This window comes from Variovorax paradoxus B4 (assembly GCF_000463015.1).
Taxonomy (GTDB): domain Bacteria; phylum Pseudomonadota; class Gammaproteobacteria; order Burkholderiales; family Burkholderiaceae_C; genus Variovorax; species Variovorax paradoxus_E.
Genome location: NC_022247.1, coordinates 1,630,151 through 1,648,577 on the forward strand (window position 1 = coordinate 1,630,151; position 18,427 = coordinate 1,648,577).

General features: G+C 67.5%; 19 protein-coding genes. 9 read left to right on the forward strand and 10 right to left on the reverse strand.

Translation table 11 applies throughout. The features are described from left to right. Positions 1-7 precede the first annotated feature (7 nt). The 8 genes from lepB to nagZ are packed head-to-tail and all read left to right on the forward strand — an operon-like array spanning position 8 to position 6,092. Complete coding sequence (gene lepB / locus VAPA_RS07375; protein WP_021006141.1) at positions 8-973, forward strand: signal peptidase I; 966 nt, start codon at positions 8-10, stop codon at positions 971-973. A 31-nt stretch (positions 974-1,004) separates the two neighbouring features. Beyond that, positions 1,005-1,373 carry a DUF4845 domain-containing protein gene (locus VAPA_RS07380; protein ID WP_021006142.1) on the forward strand — a complete coding sequence of 123 codons (369 nt, stop codon included), beginning with the start codon at positions 1,005-1,007 and terminating at the stop codon, positions 1,371-1,373. Positions 1,374-1,390: 17 nt separating this feature from the next. Beyond that, entirely contained in the window at positions 1,391-2,077 is a 687-nt protein-coding gene (gene rnc / locus VAPA_RS07385; RefSeq protein ID WP_021006143.1) for a ribonuclease III, read from the forward strand. 7 nt (positions 2,078-2,084) lie between these two features. Further along, complete coding sequence (era, locus tag VAPA_RS07390) at positions 2,085-3,050, forward strand: GTPase Era (protein ID WP_021006144.1); 966 nt, start codon at positions 2,085-2,087, stop codon at positions 3,048-3,050. A gap of 1 nt (position 3,051) precedes the next feature. Further along, entirely contained in the window at positions 3,052-3,825 is a 774-nt protein-coding gene (recO, locus tag VAPA_RS07395) for a DNA repair protein RecO (RefSeq protein WP_021006145.1), read from the forward strand. Next, positions 3,822-4,586, forward strand: coding sequence for a pyridoxine 5'-phosphate synthase (locus VAPA_RS07400; RefSeq protein WP_021006146.1), 765 nt, complete (start codon positions 3,822-3,824; stop codon positions 4,584-4,586). The genes recO and VAPA_RS07400 overlap by 4 nt, the downstream gene beginning before the upstream one ends. 13 nt (positions 4,587-4,599) lie before the next feature. Continuing rightward, complete coding sequence (acpS, locus tag VAPA_RS07405; protein WP_021006147.1) at positions 4,600-4,992, forward strand: holo-ACP synthase; 393 nt, start codon at positions 4,600-4,602, stop codon at positions 4,990-4,992. Continuing rightward, positions 4,989-6,092: a beta-N-acetylhexosaminidase gene (nagZ, locus tag VAPA_RS07410; protein WP_021006148.1), complete on the forward strand. Its 1,104-nt coding sequence runs from the start codon at positions 4,989-4,991 to the stop codon at positions 6,090-6,092. Before acpS ends, nagZ begins: the two co-directional genes overlap by 4 nt. A 7-nt stretch (positions 6,093-6,099) precedes the next feature. Here nagZ and VAPA_RS07415 read toward each other — a convergent pair whose 3' ends face one another. The 4 genes from VAPA_RS07415 to VAPA_RS07430 all read right to left on the reverse strand — a co-directional run bounded on the left by VAPA_RS07415 (position 6,100) and on the right by VAPA_RS07430 (position 10,257). Beyond that, a complete protein-coding gene (locus VAPA_RS07415) occupies positions 6,100-6,639 on the reverse strand; it encodes a M48 metallopeptidase family protein (RefSeq protein WP_021006149.1) in 540 nt (179 codons plus the stop codon). Continuing rightward, entirely contained in the window at positions 6,636-7,904 is a 1,269-nt protein-coding gene (locus VAPA_RS07420) for an Hsp70 family protein (protein ID WP_080666785.1), read from the reverse strand. Before VAPA_RS07420 ends, VAPA_RS07415 begins: the two co-directional genes overlap by 4 nt. Then, entirely contained in the window at positions 7,901-9,463 is a 1,563-nt protein-coding gene (gene lysS / locus VAPA_RS07425) for a lysine--tRNA ligase (protein WP_021006151.1), read from the reverse strand. Before lysS ends, VAPA_RS07420 begins: the two co-directional genes overlap by 4 nt. A 122-nt stretch (positions 9,464-9,585) precedes the next feature. Next, positions 9,586-10,257 (reverse strand): LON peptidase substrate-binding domain-containing protein, encoded by a 672-nt coding sequence (locus tag VAPA_RS07430; RefSeq protein WP_021006152.1) that lies wholly within the window; start codon positions 10,255-10,257, stop codon positions 9,586-9,588. 25 nt (positions 10,258-10,282) lie between these two features. On the opposite strand from VAPA_RS07430, the gene VAPA_RS07435 reads away from it, so the two are divergent. Next, positions 10,283-10,843: a YggT family protein gene (locus VAPA_RS07435; RefSeq protein ID WP_021006153.1), complete on the forward strand. Its 561-nt coding sequence runs from the start codon at positions 10,283-10,285 to the stop codon at positions 10,841-10,843. A 12-nt stretch (positions 10,844-10,855) separates the two neighbouring features. Here the strand turns inward: VAPA_RS07435 and accD are convergent, their stop codons facing one another. The 6 genes from accD to VAPA_RS07465 form a co-directional block, all read right to left on the reverse strand. Continuing rightward, positions 10,856-11,728: an acetyl-CoA carboxylase, carboxyltransferase subunit beta gene (accD, locus tag VAPA_RS07440; RefSeq protein WP_021006154.1), complete on the reverse strand. Its 873-nt coding sequence runs from the start codon at positions 11,726-11,728 to the stop codon at positions 10,856-10,858. A 67-nt stretch (positions 11,729-11,795) separates the two neighbouring features. After that, a complete protein-coding gene (gene trpA, locus VAPA_RS07445) occupies positions 11,796-12,641 on the reverse strand; it encodes a tryptophan synthase subunit alpha (protein ID WP_021006155.1) in 846 nt (281 codons plus the stop codon). Beyond that, entirely contained in the window at positions 12,641-13,915 is a 1,275-nt protein-coding gene (gene trpB, locus VAPA_RS07450) for a tryptophan synthase subunit beta (protein ID WP_196232565.1), read from the reverse strand. Before trpB ends, trpA begins: the two co-directional genes overlap by 1 nt. A gap of 61 nt (positions 13,916-13,976) precedes the next feature. Further along, positions 13,977-14,672 carry a phosphoribosylanthranilate isomerase gene (locus tag VAPA_RS07455; RefSeq protein WP_021006157.1) on the reverse strand — a complete coding sequence of 232 codons (696 nt, stop codon included), beginning with the start codon at positions 14,670-14,672 and terminating at the stop codon, positions 13,977-13,979. Further along, entirely contained in the window at positions 14,669-15,481 is an 813-nt protein-coding gene (gene truA / locus VAPA_RS07460; RefSeq protein ID WP_021006158.1) for a tRNA pseudouridine(38-40) synthase TruA, read from the reverse strand. The genes VAPA_RS07455 and truA overlap by 4 nt, the downstream gene beginning before the upstream one ends. Positions 15,482-15,508: 27 nt before the next feature. Further along, on the reverse strand, positions 15,509-18,295 hold the full coding sequence (locus VAPA_RS07465; protein WP_041946037.1) for a FimV/HubP family polar landmark protein: 2,787 nt from the start codon (positions 18,293-18,295) through the stop codon (positions 15,509-15,511). Between the last annotated feature and the right edge of the window lie 132 nt (positions 18,296-18,427).

Genomic DNA, 18,427 nt, shown 5'->3' on the forward strand with positions numbered 1-18,427 from the left:
CTCAAAAATGGCATTCATCACTTCCCTGGTCCTCGCGGCCTTCGCCGGCTATGTCGGTGCCTGGTACTTCGGCGCCATCGAGGGCAATTTCGCGCTCTTGCTGTTCCTGGCCACGGTGGTCACCGGCCTGTACTGGCTGGCCGAGCGCTTCTACTTCCTGCCCCGGCGCGAGCGCGCCGCCGCCGCGCTCGAAGCCTCGCTGAGCGAGCGCAACGAGCGCCTGGCCGGCCAGGGCATCACGCAGGTCGATACCGTCGACGCCAAGGCCAGCGAGCGCCTGCTGATGCAGCCGTGGTGGCTCGACTGGACGGCCGGGCTGTTCCCGGTGATCCTGGTGGTGTTCCTGCTGCGCTCGTTCCTGTACGAGCCCTTCAAGATCCCGTCGGGTTCGATGATGCCGACGCTGCTCACCGGCGACCTGATCCTGGTGAACAAGTTCACCTATGGCCTGCGCCTGCCGGTCATCAACACCAAGATCACCGACGGCACGCCGCTCGCGCGCGGCGACGTGGTGGTGTTCCGCTATCCGCCCAAGCCGAGCATGGACTACATCAAGCGCGTGGTCGGCATCCCGGGCGACGAAGTGGCCTACCTGAACAAGAAGCTCACCGTCAACGGGCAGCCGGTCTCCAAGAACCCGATGCCCGACTACCTCGACAGCGAGTCGATGCGGCTGCTCAGGCAGTTCACCGAAGACCTCGGCGGCAAGCAGCACCGGCTGCTCAACGACGATGCCGGTCCGGCCTTCGTCCAGGGCGCCACCGACTTTCCGTACCGCGAGAACTGCCGCTACTCCGTCGAAGGCGTGGTGTGCAAGGTGCCGGCCGGCAACTACTTCATGATGGGCGACAACCGCGATAATTCGGCGGACTCCCGTTTCTGGGGCTTCGTTCCGGACAAGAACATCGTGGGCAGGGCGTTCTTCGTCTGGATGAACTTCGGCGACCTGGGTCGCATCGGTCCATTCCAATAAGCAGTCAGCATTGTTCGAGGGGTAAGAGGGCATGAGAACAAATCGGTCCATCCGCAGCAGGGCCGCGCATCAGCGCGGCATCTCGTTCATCGGTCTGGTGTTTGTCGCCGTGGTGCTGGGTTGCGTCGGCGTCGTCGTCGCGCAGGTCATCCCGACGCTGATCGAATGGCAGGCCATCGACAAGGCCGCCAACAAGGCCAAGGAAGGCACCACCGTGCCCGAAGTGCGCGCCATCTTCGATCGGGCCCAGGCCATCGACGACTTCCAGTCGGTCTCGGGCAAGGACCTCGACATCAAGAAGGTCGGCGACAAGGTGGTCGTGTCGTATTCCTACGAGCGCGAGATTCCCTTGTTCGGACCGGCCTACCTGGTGCTCAAGTACAAGGGCCAAACCCGCTGAACGCGGCGACACGCAAGGTGGACGGCGGCCTCACGGCGCTGCAGGAGCGCCTCAAGCATTCGTTCTCCGATGCGCGGCTGCTCCAGCTCGCGCTCACGCACCGCAGTTTTTCGGCCGACCACAACGAGCGCCTCGAGTTCCTCGGCGATTCGGTGCTCAATCTCGCGGTATCGCACCTGCTCTACACCCGACTCTCGGCCCTGCCCGAGGGCGATCTGTCGCGTGTGCGGGCCAACCTGGTCAAGCAGGACACCCTGCACCGCCTGGCGCTGGAACTGCAGCTGTCGCCATTGCTGCGGCTCGGCGAAGGCGAGGCGCGCTCCGGCGGGCCCAACCGGCCTTCGATCCTGGCCGACGCGCTCGAAGCGCTGATCGGCGCGGTCTACCTCGATGCCGGCTTTTCGGCCGCCGAGGCGCTGGTGCGGCGGCTCTACGAGTCGGTCGAAATCAATCCGCGCATGGACGCGGCGGCCAAGGATCCGAAGACCGAATTGCAGGAATGGCTGCAGGGTCACAAAATGAAGCTGCCGGTGTACCGCGTGGCGGCCACGCTCGGCGCAGCGCACAAGCAGACCTTCGACGTCGAGTGCGAGGTGCCGGAGCTGGGCCTGCGCGAACGCGGCATCGGTGGTTCGCGACGTGCCGGCGAGCAGGCTGCCGCGGCGGCCATGTTGATCCGGCTCAAGGCACGCGGGGCCGCGTGAAATCAGAATGAACGACGCTATCAATTCAGCAGCAGACTCCCAGGGCCCGGCGGGCGATACGGGCGCAAGCGGCCCTCAGCACTGCGGCCTGATCGCCATCGTCGGCAAGCCCAACGTGGGCAAGTCGACGCTGCTCAATGCGCTGGTGGGCCAGAAGATCAGCATCACCTCGCGCAAGGCGCAGACCACGCGGCACCGCATCACGGGCATGCGCACGCTGGGCGCCACGCAGTTCGTGTTCGTCGACACGCCGGGTTTCCAGACCCTGCATGCCAACGCGCTCAACAAGTCGCTCAACAAGACCGTGCAGGGCGCGGTCGGCGACGTGGACCTGATTCTTTTCGTGGTCGAGGCGGGCAGCTTCACGCCGGCCGACGAGCGGGTGCTCAAGCTGCTCGGCAAGGGCATCCCGACCGTGCTGCTGGCCAACAAGCTCGACAACGTGCACCGCCGTGGCGACATCGCGCCCTGGCTGCAGACCATGCAGGCGAAGCACCCCTTCGCCGAGTTCGTGCCGATGTCGGCCAAGAATGCCAAGGATGTCGAGCGCCTGTTCGGCATCTGCGAGAAATACCTGCCCGAACAGCCCTGGTTCTATGCCGAGGACGAGCTCACCGACCGCAGCGAGAAGTTCCTCGCGGGCGAGTTGGTGCGCGAGAAGCTGTTCCGCCTGACCGGCGACGAACTGCCCTACACCTCGACCGTGATCATCGACAAGTTCGAGGAAGAGCCGCCCCAGAAAAAGGGCCAGAAGCGCCTGCTGCGCATCGCGGCCACCATCGTGGTGGAGCGCGACGGCCACAAGGCCATGGTGATCGGCGACAAGGGCGAGCGCATCAAGCGCATCGGCATGGAAACCCGGGTCGAGCTCGAAAAGCTGGCCGACGCCAAGGTCTTCCTCGAACTGTGGGTCAAGGTGCGGTCCGGCTGGGCCGACGACGAAGCCCGCGTGCGCTCGTTCGGCTACGAATGAAGTGGCAACTGCCCACCGCGTTTCGCATGAGCCGGCGTACGTGCTCCATCGCTACGACTGGAGCGAGTCGAGCCTGATCCTCGAGGTCTTCACCCGCCACCACGGGCGCATCGCGCTCGTGGCCAAGGGGGCGAAGCGGCCGAGTTCCAATTTCAGGCCGGTGCTGCTGCCGCTGCAGCCGCTGCAGCTCAACTACGGCGGCGACGCCGAGATCCGTACGCTCAAGGGCGCCGAGTGGATGGGCGGCCATGTCATGCCGACCGGCGAGGCGCTGCTCTCGGGCTACTACATCAACGAACTGCTGCTGCGCCTGCTGGCGCGGGACGACGCCCACGAGGCGCTGTTCGATGCCTATGCGGGCGTGGTGCAGGTGCTGGCCGGCGACCACGCCGGGGCGCAGGCCGCCACCCAGGCGGCCGCGCTGCGCGCCTTCGAGCTGCTGCTGTTGCGCGAAGTGGGCCTGTTGCCGTCGCTCGACGCGCAGACCCTCACGCTCGAGCCGCTCGTGGCCGATGCCCGCTACACCCTGGTGCCGGAAGCCGGCCTGCGGCTGGCGGGCGAGGACGAGGCGGCGCTGGCCGGTGCCGACTGGCAGTCGCTGCAGGGCGTGCTCGACGACCGCGCACCCTTCACGGCCACGCTGCGCGAGATCGCCACCATGAATGCCGGCAGCAACAGCGCCCTCAGAAACCAGCTGCGCGCCCTGCTCAACTACCATTGCGGTGTGTCCACGCTGCGCACGCGGCAGATGATGAGAGATTTGCAAGCCCTATGAGCACTCCCGGCCATTCCGCTACCACCTCGCTGTCGGTCAACCTCAACAAGGTGGCCCTGGTGCGCAATACGCGCGCTCTCGGCATTCCGAGCGTGCTCACCGCCGCCAACGCCTGTCTTGCCGCCGGAGCGCAGGGGATCACCGTGCATCCGCGGCCCGACGAGCGCCACATCCGCGCGCACGACGTGAGCGACCTGGCCGCGCTGCTGGCCAGGGATTGGCCGGCGATCGAGTTCAACATCGAAGGCAACCCCTTCCACAACCTGATGGACTTCGTGCGCGCGCTGAAGCCGCACCAGGCCACCTTCGTGCCCGACAGCGAAACCCAGGCGACCAGCGACCATGGCTGGAGCTTTCCCGAGGACGCCGACCGGCTGCGCCCCTTGATCGCCGAGGCCCAGGCCCTGGGCGTGCGCGTGAGCCTCTTCATGGACCCCATCCCCGGGATGATGGCCGCGGCCAAGGCGGTGGGGGCCGATCGCGTCGAGCTGTATACCGAAGGCTATGCCGCATCGCGCGGCACGCCGAACGAGCAGGCCGTGCTCGCGCGCTATGTCGAGTCGGCACGCGCGGCGCAGGCTGCGGGCCTCGGCCTCAATGCGGGCCATGACCTGAGCCGCGACAACCTCACGGCGTTCCTGCGTGCGGTGCGCGGCGTCCAGGAGGTTTCCATCGGGCATGCCTTCATCGCGGATGCGCTCGAACTCGGCTACGCCGCCACCACGAAGGAATACCTGCGCTGCATCCAGGAGGCGCAGTGAACGCTGGAGCGGCATGATCTACGGCATCGGTACCGACATCTGTGACCTGAGGCGCATCGCCGCAACGTTCGAGCGCCAGGGCGAGCGCTTTGCCCACAGGGTGCTCAGCGACGCCGAATTCGCGGTCTGGAAGGTCCGCAGCGAGCGCTGGCCCAAGCGCGGCCTGAGCTATCTCGCCACGCGCTTTTCCGCCAAGGAGGCCTTCAGCAAGGCCATCGGCCTTGGCATGCGCATGCCGATGAGCTGGCGCCTGTGCGAGATCGCCAACCTGCGCAGCGGCAAGCCCGTCATCGTGCTGCACGGCGAGCTCAAGGCGTGGTTCGAGGCCAGGGGCCTCACGGCCCATGTCACCGTGACCGACGAAACCGAATATGCCGCGAGCTTCGTGGTAGTGGAGAAACTATGACCGCCGGGCTCGCCCGTCCCCACGCACCGCTGATCATCGACGTGGCGGCGACCGAACTGAACGACGCCGACCGCCGGCGCATCGCCAACCCCCTGGTCGGCGGCGTGATCCATTTCGCCCGCAACTGGCAAGACCGTGCGCAGATGAGCGCGCTCAATGCCGAGATCAAGGCCATCCGTCCGGATCTCCTGATCTGCGTGGACCACGAAGGCGGCCGGGTGCAGCGCTTTCGCACGGACGGCTTCACACGGCTGCCGTCCATGCGCGCGCTGGGCGAGCTGTGGATGCGCGACGCGATGCGCGCCACGCAGGCGGCCACCGCCGCCGGCCAGGTGCTTGCCGCCGAGCTGCGCGCCTGCGGCATCGACTTCAGCTTTGCGCCGGTGCTCGACCTGGACTACGGCGGCAGCAGCGTGATCGGCGACCGCAGCTTCCACCGCGACCCGCGCGTGGTGGCGCTGCTGGCCAAGAGCGTGACGCACGGCATGCTGCAGATGGGCATGCGCAACTGCGGCAAGCACTTTCCGGGGCATGGCTTCGTTACCGCCGATTCGCACGTTGAAATTCCGGTCGACCGGCGCAGCCTCAAGGCCATCCTGGCCGACGATGCGCGGCCCTACGACTGGCTCGCAGGCACGCTCACGGCGGTGATGCCGGCGCACGTGATCTATCCGAAGGTCGACAGGCGGCCCGCGGGCTTTTCGTCCCGGTGGCTGAAAGACATCCTGCGCAACCGGCTTGCCTTCGGTGGGGCCATCTTCAGCGATGACCTGAGCATGGAAGCGGGGCGCTACATCGACGGCGAGCTGCTGAGCTATGCCGATGCCGCGCTGGCGGCACTCGATGCGGGTTGCGATCTTGCGATGCTGTGCAACCAGAGCATCGGCGATGGCCGGCCGCTCGACGAACTGCTCGAGGGCTTTGCCGCGGCGGCAAGGGCGGGGCGCTGGCAGCCCGATGCGAAGAGCGAAGCACGCCGGTGGGCGCTGCGACCTGAAACGCCGCCGCTCGACTGGAACACGCTGGTCGATTCGGCGGGGTATCGGCACGCGAGGCAGGTGCTTGCCCAGGCCGGTCTCGCAGCGCCGTACGGCGCCTGAGGTACTGCTACGGCGTGTTGCCCGGGGCCGAACCCGGCAGCGAGCTCGCCCACAGGCGCTCGCCGCCCGAATCCAGATGCGTCAGGTACAGCCGGACATCGAATTCGAGCCGGTGGTAGTCCGGCTCCATGTGCTCGCAGAGCGCATAGAAGCTCTTGTCATGGTCCCGCTCCTTCATGTGAGCGAGCTCGTGGACCACGATCATGCGCAGCCATTCCAGGGGCACTTCCCTGAACAGGCTCGCCACCCGGATTTCGCGCTTGGTCTTGAGCTTGCTGCCCTGCACGCGCGAAACGGTGGTGTGCGTGCCGAGTGCGTTGCGGATCACATGCAGCTTGCTGTCGAACGCCACCTTGGACAGCGGCGGGGCCTTGCGCATGAAATCGCTCTTGAGTTCACTCACGTAGTCGTAGAGCGCACGGTCCGTCTGCACCTCGTGAAGGGGGCCGGGATAGCGCTTGCGCAGCAGGGGCGAGAGCCCTTCGGTGGCGACCAGCTGCTGCACCTGCGCCAGCAGCGCGGGTGGATAGCCCGCGAGGTATTTCATGCCACCGGTCCCGCGCAGGCGAGCCCGGTCGCCACGCCGCCGAACAGGTCGCCCTCGACGAGGTTCACGCCCGCGAAGCTCCTGCGCAAGGCCTGCTGGAACGGCCGCAGGGCCGAAGAGCCGCCCGTCAGGTAGATGGCGTCGAGATCGCCGCTGCGCAGCCCGGCGCGCTTGACGCAGGCATGCGCACAGGCAATCACGTTCTCGAGCAGCGGAGAAAGCTGCTGCGCCATGTCGGCGGGCGAGAGCGACGCGGCCAGGCCCGGCTCGGCGCACGAGAGGTCGATGGCGGTGGGCGCATCGTTCACCGAGGCGGCGATCTTCGCCTGCTCGACCTCGCTGGCGATGCGGTGGCCGTGCCGCTCTTCCAGCACCGTCATCAGCCGGTCGTGCAGCCGCGTGTCGCCGTAGCTCGTGCGCAAGTCCTTCGCCTGCCGCACCGCCTTGGCGGCATAGAGCCAGTTGATCAGGTGCCAGGACGAAAGCTCGAAGAACACCTTGCTGGGCACTTCGCGCCCCTGCGCGCCCGTGTGGCGAAAGCCGAATTCCGGCATGACGCGGTCGAGGTTGAGGCGCTGGTCGAAGTCGGTGCCGCCGATGTGCACGCCGCTGGTGGCCAGCACGTCGCTGCTGCGGTCCTCGCGCGCGGCGCGGTCGGGGCCCACGCGCACGACGGTGAAGTCGGAGGTGCCGCCGCCGACGTCGACGATCAGCACCAGCGATTCCTTCGCGATGCGCTGTTCGTAGTCGAAGGCCGCTGCAATCGGCTCGAGCTGAAAGGCGACGTCTCGGAACCCGGCCGCACGGGCCGCGTGGCGCAGGCTTTCTTCCGCGCGTTCGTCCCGTTTGGAATCGTCGTCGACGAAGTGCACGGGCCGGCCGATGACGACACGCTCCGGCACCCGGCCCAGCTCGCGGCCCGCCCGCACGGCGAGTTCGCGCAGGAAGCGCGCGATGATGTCCTCGAAGCTCACGAGACCGTCGTAGATGGCCGTTTTCTCCTGCATCAACGCGCTGCCGAGCAGGCTCTTCAGCGAGCGCATGAGGCGGCCCTCGACGCCCGCCAAGTAGAGCGCGATGGCCTCGCGGCCGAAATGCGTCGTGCGGTCTTCGGCGTTGAAGAAGATCGCGGTCGGCAGCGTGGTGGCGGCGCCCTCGATGGGCAGCAGCCGGGCCGCACCGTCGACCCGGCAGGCCACGGCGGAATTGGAGGTGCCGAAGTCGATGCCGATCGTCGGCAGCGACGACGGTAACTTCACGCTCAAGATTCCCTGCGCAGCGCCGGGAACAGGATCACGTCGCGGATGCTCGGCGAATCGGTCAGCAGCATCATCAGCCGGTCGATGCCGATGCCGCAGCCACCGGTGGGCGGCATGCCGTATTCGAGTGCGCGCACGAAGTCGTGGTCGTAGAACATGGCTTCGTCGTCGCCGCTGTCCTTGGCGGCCACCTGGGCGTTGAAGCGCGCGGCCTGGTCCTCGGCATCGTTGAGCTCGCTGAAGCCGTTGCCGAATTCGCGGCCCGTGATGTAGAGCTCGAAGCGCTCGGTGACCTCGGGCCGCTCGTCGTTGGCGCGCGCCAGCGGCGAGATCTCGGTCGGGTGCTCCATGATGAAGGTCGGCTGCCAGAGCTTCTCTTCCACCGTCTCTTCGAAGTACATCACCTGCAGGCTGGCCAGGCTGCGCTGCGAGAGCTTGTCCTTCTCTTCGCTCAGCCCGAGCTTGCGCAGCGCATTGATGAGCCAGGCGCTGTCGTCGACACCGGTGCCGGCCTCGGCGTACTTGAGGATGGCTTCGCGGATCGTCAGGCGCTCGAAAGGCTGGGTCAGGTCGACCGGCTTGCCCTGGTAGGTGAGCTGCTGCGTGCCCACGGCCTTGTCGGCGATGGTGCGGATCAGCGTTTCGGTGAAGTCCATCAGGTCGCGGTAGTTCCAGTAGGCCGCGTAGAACTCCATCATCGTGAACTCGGGGTTGTGCCGCACCGAGATGCCCTCGTTGCGGTAGCTCCGGTTGATTTCGAACACGCGCTCGAAGCCGCCGACGATCAGGCGCTTGAGGTAGAGCTCGGGCGCGATGCGCAGGAACATCTCCTGGTCGAGCGCGTTGTGGTGCGTCTTGAAGGGCTTGGCATTCGCGCCGCCGGGAATGGGGTGCAGCATCGGCGTTTCGACTTCGAGGAAGTCGTGGGCCACCATGAACTCGCGCAGTGCACTCACGGCCTTGCTGCGCGCGGTGAAGCGCACGCGGGCGGTTTCGTCGGTGATCAGGTCGACGTAGCGCTGGCGGTATTTCTGCTCCTGGTCGGCCATGCCGTGGAACTTGTCGGGCAGCGGGCGCAGGCTCTTGGTGAGCAGGCGCAGCTTCGTGACCTTGACCGACAGCTCGCCGGTCTTGGTCTTCATCAGCATGCCTTCGGCACCCACGATGTCGCCGAGGTCCCAGCGCTTGAACTCGGCATAGGCTTCCTCGCCGATGGCATCGCGCGTGACGTAGAGCTGGATGCGGCTGGTCGCATCCTGCACCGTTGCAAAACTGGCCTTGCCCATCACGCGCTTGAGCATCATGCGGCCGGCCACGCTCACGGAAATGGCTTGCGCCTCGAGGGCTTCGGCATCGACGGCGCCATGCATCTCGATCAGCGCGGCGGCGCGATGGCCCGGCTTGAAGTCGTTCGGAAATGCGACACCCTTGCCCTCGGCCTGCGCGGCGCGCATCAGCTTGAGCTTTTCGCGGCGTTCCGCGATGAGCTGGTTGTCGTCGACGGCGGGCGCGGGGGCTGGAGCCGCGGCGGGCGTGGGAATGGAGGGGATCAGGTGGTCGGACATGGAGAGCGGATGGGGCGCAACAGAAGCGTGCGCAACCCGGCATTTTAGCCGATCGGGGTCGAATGAAACCGGCCTCCAGTGCCCGTCAATCCTGCGTGAAATGCTATGAAAAAAGTAGCAACCTATTCAGTGATGCCCGCACGTGCCAGCAGATCGCTGACCAGTTCGAGCCGCATCAGCGGACTGTCGAGTTCCATGAGCCGCTGCCGCAGTTCGAGTTGCATGGGCACCAATTCGCACCAGCGGTTGGCGACCCAGCCGCAATCGTTGAACTGGTAGGGCTCGCCGATGGGCAGGCGCACGGTTTCGGCGCCCTGCGCGCGGCGGCGTTCTTCGAGGGTGTCGACCAGACGCCGCAGCGCCGTGGCGGTGTGCTGGAGGTCGTCGGGAATCTCGAGCGCCGTGTCTTCGATCACGGCTTCCACTTCGGCAACCCACAAGCCGTATTTCTGCAGTTCGGTGGCGCGCACCCGGAAACGCTGCGTGCCGACGCACTCGATCTGCAGCAGGCCGCTTTGCGGCGAATCGAATTCGCGGATGACCGCCAGCGTGCCGACGGCGGCGAAGCTTTCCGCCTCGGCGCCGGCCTTGCGCACTTCGCTGCCGCTCGTGAGGCTGACCACGCCGAAGGGCGCGTCGGCCTTGCGGCATTTGCCGATCATGTCCAGGTAACGTACTTCGAAAATACGCAGTGGAAGCACGCCGCCCGGAAACAGGACCGTGCCGAGCGGGAACAATGGCAGTGAATGCAAAAGGGGCTGTGTCGTCATCGAGGAACCTTGCATGGCTATCATCGCATTCCCCTCACGACCGCGCCCCATGCTCTACCAGATCCCCTCGTTCCTTCTCGACGTGATCGTCGGCCTGCTCGGCGGCGCCTGCCTGCTGCGCCTCTACATGCAGTACCACCGCGTGCCTTTCGGCAACCCGCTCGGGCGTTTCGTCTTTGCGATCACCGACTGGATCGTGCTGCCGCTGCGCCGCATCGTGCCTTCGGTCAAGCGCTGGGACCTGGCGAGCGCCATCGCGGCCTGGCTGCTGGTGCTGGCGAAGTTCCTGTTGCTGTGGCTGCTGATCGGCAACCTGGGCCGGATTGCCACCTTGCCGCTGGTCTCGCTGGTGGGGCTGCTGCAGCTGGCGATTTCAGGCCTGACCGCGCTGCTGGTGGTCTATGCCGTGCTGTCGTGGATACCGGGGGCGTCGCCGATGCTGCTCGACCTCATTTCCCGGCTGGCCGAACCGCTGGTGCGGCCGTTTCGGCGGTTCATTCCGCTGATCGGCGGCGTGGACCTGTCGCCCCTGGCCGCCATCGTGGTGCTGCAGGTGATTGCGATCGTGCTGGGCAACCTGCTGGTCTGGGCCTACCGGCTGGGCGCCTGAGCGATCTCCTGGTCAGCTGACTGCGTCGGCCGGCTGGCGCAGCAGCATCGCGAGGGTGCTCGCAATGGTCTTGCGCAGCTCGCGGCGGTCGCTGATGAAGTCGATCGCGCCCTTGGTCTGCAGGAACTCTGCGCGCTGGAAGCCTTCGGGCAACGTCACGCGCACGGTCGATTCGATCACGCGCGGGCCGGCAAAGCCGATCAGCGCCTTGGGTTCCGCAATGACGACGTCGCCCACGAAGGCGAAGCCGGCCGAGACGCCGCCCATGGTCGGGTCGGTCAGCACGCTGATGTAGGGCAGGCCCTTCTTCGCGAGGCGGGTGAGCGCGGCGTTGGTCTTGGCCATCTGCATCAGCGACAGCAGGCCTTCCTGCATGCGCGCACCGCCCGTGGCGGTGAAGCAGATGAAGGGCACCTTCTGTTCGATGGCCGTCTCGACGCCGCGCACGAAGCGCTCGCCGACCACGCTGCCCATGCTGCCGCCCATGAATTCGAACTCGAAGCAGGCCACGACCACGCTGATGCTGTGGACCGAGCCGCCCATGACGACCAGTGCGTCGGTCTCGCCCGTGTTCTCGAGCGCTTCCTTGAGCCGTTCGGGGTACTTGCGGCTGTCCTTGAACTTGAGCGCGTCCACCGGCAGCACTTCCTGGCCGATTTCGTAGCGGCCCTCGGCGTCGAGGAAGGCGTCGAGGCGCGCACGGGCGCCGATGCGGTGGTGGTGGCTGCAGCTCGGGCAGACGTTCTGGTTGTGCTCGAGGTCGGTCTTGTAGAGAACGGTCTCGCAGGCGGGGCATTTGATCCACAGGCCCTCGGGCACCTGGCGGCGCTCCGACGGGTCGGTTTGTGCGATCTTGGCGGGTAGCAGTTTTTCAAGCCAGCTCATAGGACTCCGAATTAGCTCCCCTCTGCCGCAATGCGGCAGAGGGGCTGGGGGGTGAGGGCAACGGCGATTATCGGCCAGCCGCGTTCTTGGGGGTAGCCGCCGGCAGGGCATCGAGCGCTTCGCGGATGCCGGCGAGGAATTCGCGCACCGCAGGCACCACCTTTTCGCGTGGCTGTCCGTCGATCAGCTGGATGATCCTGGTGCCGATCACGACCGCGTCGGCGGCCGAACCCACGGCCTGGGCCGTGCGCGCGTCGCGGATGCCGAAGCCCACGCCCACCGGAATGCTCACGTGCTCGCGGATGCGCGGGATCATCCGGCCGACCGCTTCGGTGTCGAGGTGGCCGGCGCCCGTCACGCCCTTGAGCGACACGTAGTAGACATAGCCGCTCGCGATGCGCGCGACCTGGGCCATGCGCTCGCTGGTGCTGGTGGGGGCCAAGAGGAAGATCAGGTCGATGCCTGCGGCCTTGAGATCGGCTGCGAAGTCCTCGCACTCCTCCGGCGGGTAGTCGACCACCAGGAGGCCGTCGACGCCTGCGGCCGACGCATCGCGGATGAAGGCCTTCTTGCCGTGCACGAGGTCGTAGCGCTCGACCGGATTCGCATAGCCCATCAGCACCACGGGCGTGGTCGGGTCCTTCTGGCGGAAGGCGGCCACCATGGCGAGCACCTGCTTCATGCCGACGCCCAGGGCCAGCGCCGCCTCGCCGGCCTTCTGGATCACCGGGCCATCGGCCATCGGGTCGGAAAACGGCACGCCGAGCTCGATCACGTCGGCACCCGCCTCGACCATGCCGTGCATCAGCTCGGGCGTGATGTCGGCAAAGGGGAAGCCGGCCGTGACGTAGGGAATCAGGGCGCGGCGGCCTTGCGACTGGAGTGTCTTGAAGGTAGCGGCAATGCGGCTCATCACTTGCCTCCCTTCACGCTCAGGCCGCGCATCGAGGGCCGGTCGTAGAAGTCGACGCCCGACAGGTCGGCCACGGTGCCGATGTCCTTGTCGCCGCGCCCCGAGAGGTTCACCAGGATCGACTGGTCCGGCCGCATGGTCTTCGCGAGTTTCATGGCATAGGCCACGGCGTGGCTCGATTCGAGGGCCGGAATGATGCCTTCGGTGCGACACAGGTAGTGAAAGGCTTCGAGCGCCTCGGTGTCGGTGATGCCGACGTACTCGGCGCGGCCGATGTCGGCCAGGTACGCGTGCTCGGGGCCCACGCCCGGATAGTCGAGGCCGGCGCTGATGCTGTGCGTTTCGGTCACCTGGCCGTCCTCGTTCTGCAGCAGGTAGGTGCGGTTGCCGTGCAGCACGCCCGGGCTGCCGCGCAGGATCGACGCCGAGTGCTTGCCGCTGTCGAGCCCTTCGCCCGCAGCCTCCACGCCGATGAGTCGGGTGCTGGCGAACGGAATGTAGGGATGGAAGATGCCCATCGCGTTGCTGCCGCCGCCCACGCAGGCCACCACCACATCGGGCTGCCTGCCTTCGGCCTCGCCGGTGATGCCCTGGGCCGCGAGCATGGCGGGCATCTGGTCGATGCACTCGGTGCCGATCACGCTCTGGAAGTCGCGCACCATGGTCGGGTAGGGGTGCGGGCCGGCCACGGTGCCGATGATATAGAAGGTGTTCTCCACGTTCGTGACCCAGTCGCGCATCGCCTCGTTGAGCGCGTCCTTCAGCGTCTTGCTGCCCGACTCCACCGGCACCACGGTGGCGCCCAGCAGGTTCATGCGGTAGACGTTGGGGCTCTGGCGCTTCACGTCCTGGCTGCCCATGTAGACCACGCATTCGAGGCCGTAGCGCGCGCAGATGGTGGCGGTGGCCACGCCATGCTGGCCGGCGCCGGTTTCGGCGATCACGCGGGGCTTGCCCATGCGGCGCGCGAGCATCGCCTGGCCGATCACGTTGTTGATCTTGTGCGCGCCGGTGTGGTTGAGGTCCTCGCGCTTCAGGTAGATCTGGGCGCCGCCCATCTCGCGGCTGGTGCGCGCGGCATGGTAGACCGGCGAGGGCCGGCCGACGAAGTGCTTCAGCTCGTAGTGGAACTCGGCGAGGAACGCCGGGTCGTCCTTGTACTTCGCGTACGCGTCGCGCAGCTCGTTGATCGCGTGGGTGAGCGTTTCGCTCGCGAAGGTGCCGCCGTAGTTGCCGAAGTGGCCGGTGGCGTCGGGTTGCTGGTAATCCTGGATATGGCTTTGCATGGTTCTCGATCGTTGGGCCGCAGCCCGAAATCACGATCGGGTGCGGCAGCTAACTGGAGAAGGACGCGTCGGCAGCTCTGACTGCTGCGACGAATTGCCGGATCTTTCCGGCGTCCTTCAGGCCCTTGTTCCCGGGACCGTCGATTTCGACGCCCGAGCTCACATCAACGGACAGCGTCTTGCAGCGCGTCCGCAGGATGCGAATGCCATCGCTCACGTTTGCAGGTGTGAGCCCACCACTCAAGACGAGGTGAGCGTCGACGGCGGGTGGAAGAAGTGACCAATCGAATGCCTTGCCGCCACCGCCATAACCTTCGACATGGGCGTCGAGCAGGATGGCCTGGGCGTGGGAGTAATCGGACGCGTATTTTACGAGGTCGAAGCCGGCTCCGGCGGCGCCCAGCGGAATACGGGCCGCGCGCATGTAGCGGAAGCGGTCCGGGCCGGTGGCTTCCTCGCACTGTTCGGGCGTTTCTTCGCCGTGAAACTGCGCGATGGACCCCTTCACGCGTGCGAGCGATGCTATGACTTCGAGAGCACCCTCGTTGACGAACAGCAGCACCGGCGTCACGAAAGGAGGCAGGCGCGCGGCCAGCTGGGCGGCGCGTTCGGCCGTGACGGCGCGGGGGCTTTTCGCATAGAGCACGAAGCCGACGGCATCGGCACCGGCCTCGACCGCGGCATCCACGTCGGCCTCACGCGTGAGGCCGCAGATCTTGATGCGGGTGCGGGGAGCGACAGTCATGGCGGCCCATCATAAGGAGCGCCGCCGGCCTGCAGCGTCGCCTCGGCCGGCAGACCCCACTTGGCGTCGTACAACGGCCCGAGAAAATACAGCCCGTCCGCCGAGAAGGTGGGTGCCGCCACCTTGCGGCTGCGCGCCTCGAGCACCTCGGCGATCCATTCGGGACGTTCGTCGCCGCGGCCGATGCGCACGAGGCAGCCCATCAGGTTGCGGATCATGTGGTGCAGGAAGGCATCGGCCTCGAACTCGAAATGCCAGCGGCAGCGGTCCTCACTGCCGTGGCGCGTGATTTCGATGCGGCGCAGGTCCTTGACCGGCGAGCGCGCCTGGCAGGCCGAGGCGCGAAAGGAACTGAAGTCGTGCCTGCCCACCAGCAGGGCGGCGGCGGCGCGCATCGCATCGCCGTCGAGCGCATGCATCGACCAGCCGACCCGGCCCGAGTCGAGGCTGGGCCGCACGGGCGACTGCGACAGCACGTAGAGGTAGCGCCGCGCCAATGCGCTGGCGCGGCAATGGAATTCGTCGGGCACCGGCTGCGCCCACTGCACGGCGATGTCGTCGGGCAGGAAGCGGTTGGTGCCGCGCATCCAGGAGAAGGGCTCGCGTTCGACGGCGGTGTCGAAGTGCACCACCTGCATCAGCGCATGCACGCCGGCGTCGGTGCGGCCGGCGCACAGCGTGCCGATGGGCTGCGCCGCGAACTTGGCGAGGGCGGCTTCCAGCTTGTCCTGCACCGTGCGGCCCGAGCGCTGGCTTTGCCAGCCCTCGTATGCCTGGCCGTTGTAGCGGATGCCTAGCGCCAGCCTCACGAATTCAGAAACGGGGGAAAGTGCCGATCAGCGCAGCTCGGCGAGCAATTGCCTCGCCTGCGACTTGAGGTCGCCAGCGCTTTCAGCCTCGACTTCCTCGACCAGCGAGCGGGCGCCTTCGACGTCGCCGATGGCTTGCAGCTCGCGCGCCAGCGACAGCTTGACCGCATGGGGGCTTTCGTCGCCATCGTCGTCCTGTGTGGCCGCGGCGGGCCTCGCTGCCTCGGTGGTACCGGCCACCGGGCGGGCGGGAAGACCGGCCAGCGCACTCATGTCGAATTCGATGAAGCCCGAGTCCGCGGGCAAATTGCCGCGCAGCCCGGCCGGACGGGTGTTGGCATCGGCTTCGCCCAGCGCGCCGGGACGGGTGATCGGGGACAGCGCTCCGGGGGCGGTGTCGAAGTCGTTTTCCAGATCGGCCGGTGCCGTGGGCGCGTGCGCATGGCCGTTGGACAGCGGTGGGCTGCTGGCGGCCGGCGCATACGCCGTCTTCGGCAGGCTGGCACTCACCGGGGCCGGAGCAGGCGCCGGTGCCGGCGGCTGGCTCAGGTCCAGATCGAAGTCCAGCGGCGCGACCGAGGGCACGAAGGCTGGCGCGGCCGCCACAACGGGGGCGGGCGCCGGCACAGGGGCCGGCGCGGGTTTGGCCGCTGCCGTGGCGAGGGCGCCCGCAAAGGCGGCGCTCTCGGCCTGGGTCACGCCTCGGGGGGCGCCCGACTCATACAGCGGATTGCCTGGGTCGAGGTCCTTGCCCATTTCGGCGACGCGGTTCCAGTCGGCGCCGTTGCCGTTGGTCAGCTTGTGCACTTCGGTCGCAAGGCCTTCATAGGCCCGGACGTCGCGGCGCTTGGCATGGATCTCGAGCAGCTTGAGGTGGATGGCCGTGCGGTCCGGATTCACGCGCAGGGCCTCGCGGAGGATTTCCTCGGCCTGCAGGTCGCGGCCATAGGCGAGGTACACGTCCGCCTCGGCCACGGGGTCGACATCGCCCGCGTCGAGCTGGCTCGGCGAGTACGACAGCGACGACACGGTGGAGTCCCCGCGGTGCTTGGTGTCGACCGATTCGCCGCCGCTGGCGCCGAAGAACGAGTCTTTCGGGATGCGGCTTTCGAGGAACACGCTTTCGCTCATTTCTTCGCGGCGGCGGCCCAGAACACGGTAAAGCAGGAAGCCGACCAGCAAGGCGATCAGCGCTGCGCCGCCGAGCATCAGCGGGTTGTCCATCAGCTCTTCGAAGAACCCGCGCTCCACCGGGGGCGGCGGAGGAGCTGCCTTGACGACCGGCTTGGGCGCCGGTGCCGGCGCGGCGGCCGCGGCACTTGCCGCCGCAGCGGGAGCGGCCGGCGCAAGTTCGGACGATGCAGCAGGCGTCGGCTCGGCGGCTGGAGCGGCTGCTGGTACCGTTGCAGCAGGCGCGGGAGCCGCCGCTGCTGGTGCCGAAGTGGCGGCGGGCGTTGTGGCGGGGACGACGGGCGCCGTGGCGGGAGCAGCAGCCGGGGCGGGCGCGGCGGCTGCAGGCGCCGGAGCGGCCGGCGCCGTGGTGGCGGCCGCGCCCGGATTGGGAACCGGAATGCCGGGGGCTGCCGGGGCGGGTGCCGCCGAGCCAGCGGCTGGCGCCGCCGAACCGGTGGCTGCCTTGAGCTTGGCCAGCTCGTTGATGTTCTTCGAGAGCTCGGCAACTCGGTTGTTGCTGTCCTGCGCCTGGCGGGTTTGCGCAACCTTTTCTTCGGCGGCACGGGCGGTTGCGCTGCCCTGCGAGATCGTCAGCTTGTCGGGGGCGCTTGCCGCGGCATTGCGATCCTCGACGTTGGCCTGCAGCTTGCCCGAAGCCTTGCGGCCGGCGGCGGCCACGTTCGACGTGGGTGCATTCTCGGCAAGGCGCTGGCGGTAGGCGCCGAAGTCGCGGCTTTGCGCCGTGATGGTGCGCCGCGCTTCCGACGGCAGAATGGCGCCGGCTTCGGCGGCGCTCGGCAGATCGAGCACGGCGCCGGCCTTCATGCGATTGACGTTGCCGCCAATGAACGCATCGGGATTGGCAAGCAGGAGCGCCACCAGCATCTGGTCGAGCGAGATGTCGGCGGGCTTGTGGGCCCCGGCGATCTTGCTGGCGGTATCGCCGCGCTGGACCGTGACCTGTTCGCCGCCACCGGCCGGGCGAGCCGGCGCAGCGGCGCTGGGCGCCTGCGGCGCGGCAGCGGCGGGTGCTGCCGGTGCTGCGGGAGCGATGGCCGGTGCGACGGGTGCGCGCTCGCGGCGTGCGCGGGCCGCAGCGGCGCCCGGACGCTCCGCCGGCGGCGTGCTCACCTGGGGCGTGGCGGGCGCGATGGGCGCGCTCGGCGCCGCCTGGCGGGTTGCCGGCGGATCGAGCAGCACGGTGTAGTCGCGCACCATGCGGCCCGAAGAACCATTGGCTTCGAGCAGCAGGTCGACGAAGGGATCGTTGAGCGGACGGCTGCCGGTCAGCCGGACGACATACTGGCCACCGGCGCGGCGCTGCAGCGTTGCCTTGACGTCGCTCAGCGCGGCGTTGTACGGAACGCCCGCGTTCTTGAAGGCGTCGGCGCTGGCAACGTTGATCTTCAGGCTTTCCGCTTCGGCGGCGGCCATTTCGGTCACGTCGATTTCAGCGCGAAGCGGTTCGCCCAGGGCCGATTGCACCTTCAACTGTCCCAGCGCGAAGGCGCTGGCGTCAGCGCTTGCAATACCCAGGACCACGGCAACGGCCGTGCCCAGAACGGAGAGGCGAAGACCGTTCAAGGGCAGGGAGGGGCGAGCGGCCGATGGGCGGGCCGCGGGCAACAGATGTCTTGTCATGCTGATAGGGGCGGCTCAGGCCCAGAATTTGTAAGAGGACGTTAGCATCATCACCGGGTACTGACAAGGCGGTGCGCCCGTTCTACCCAGTGCGCGCATACTTACGCACACATTCTGTGTTGCCAAATGGCA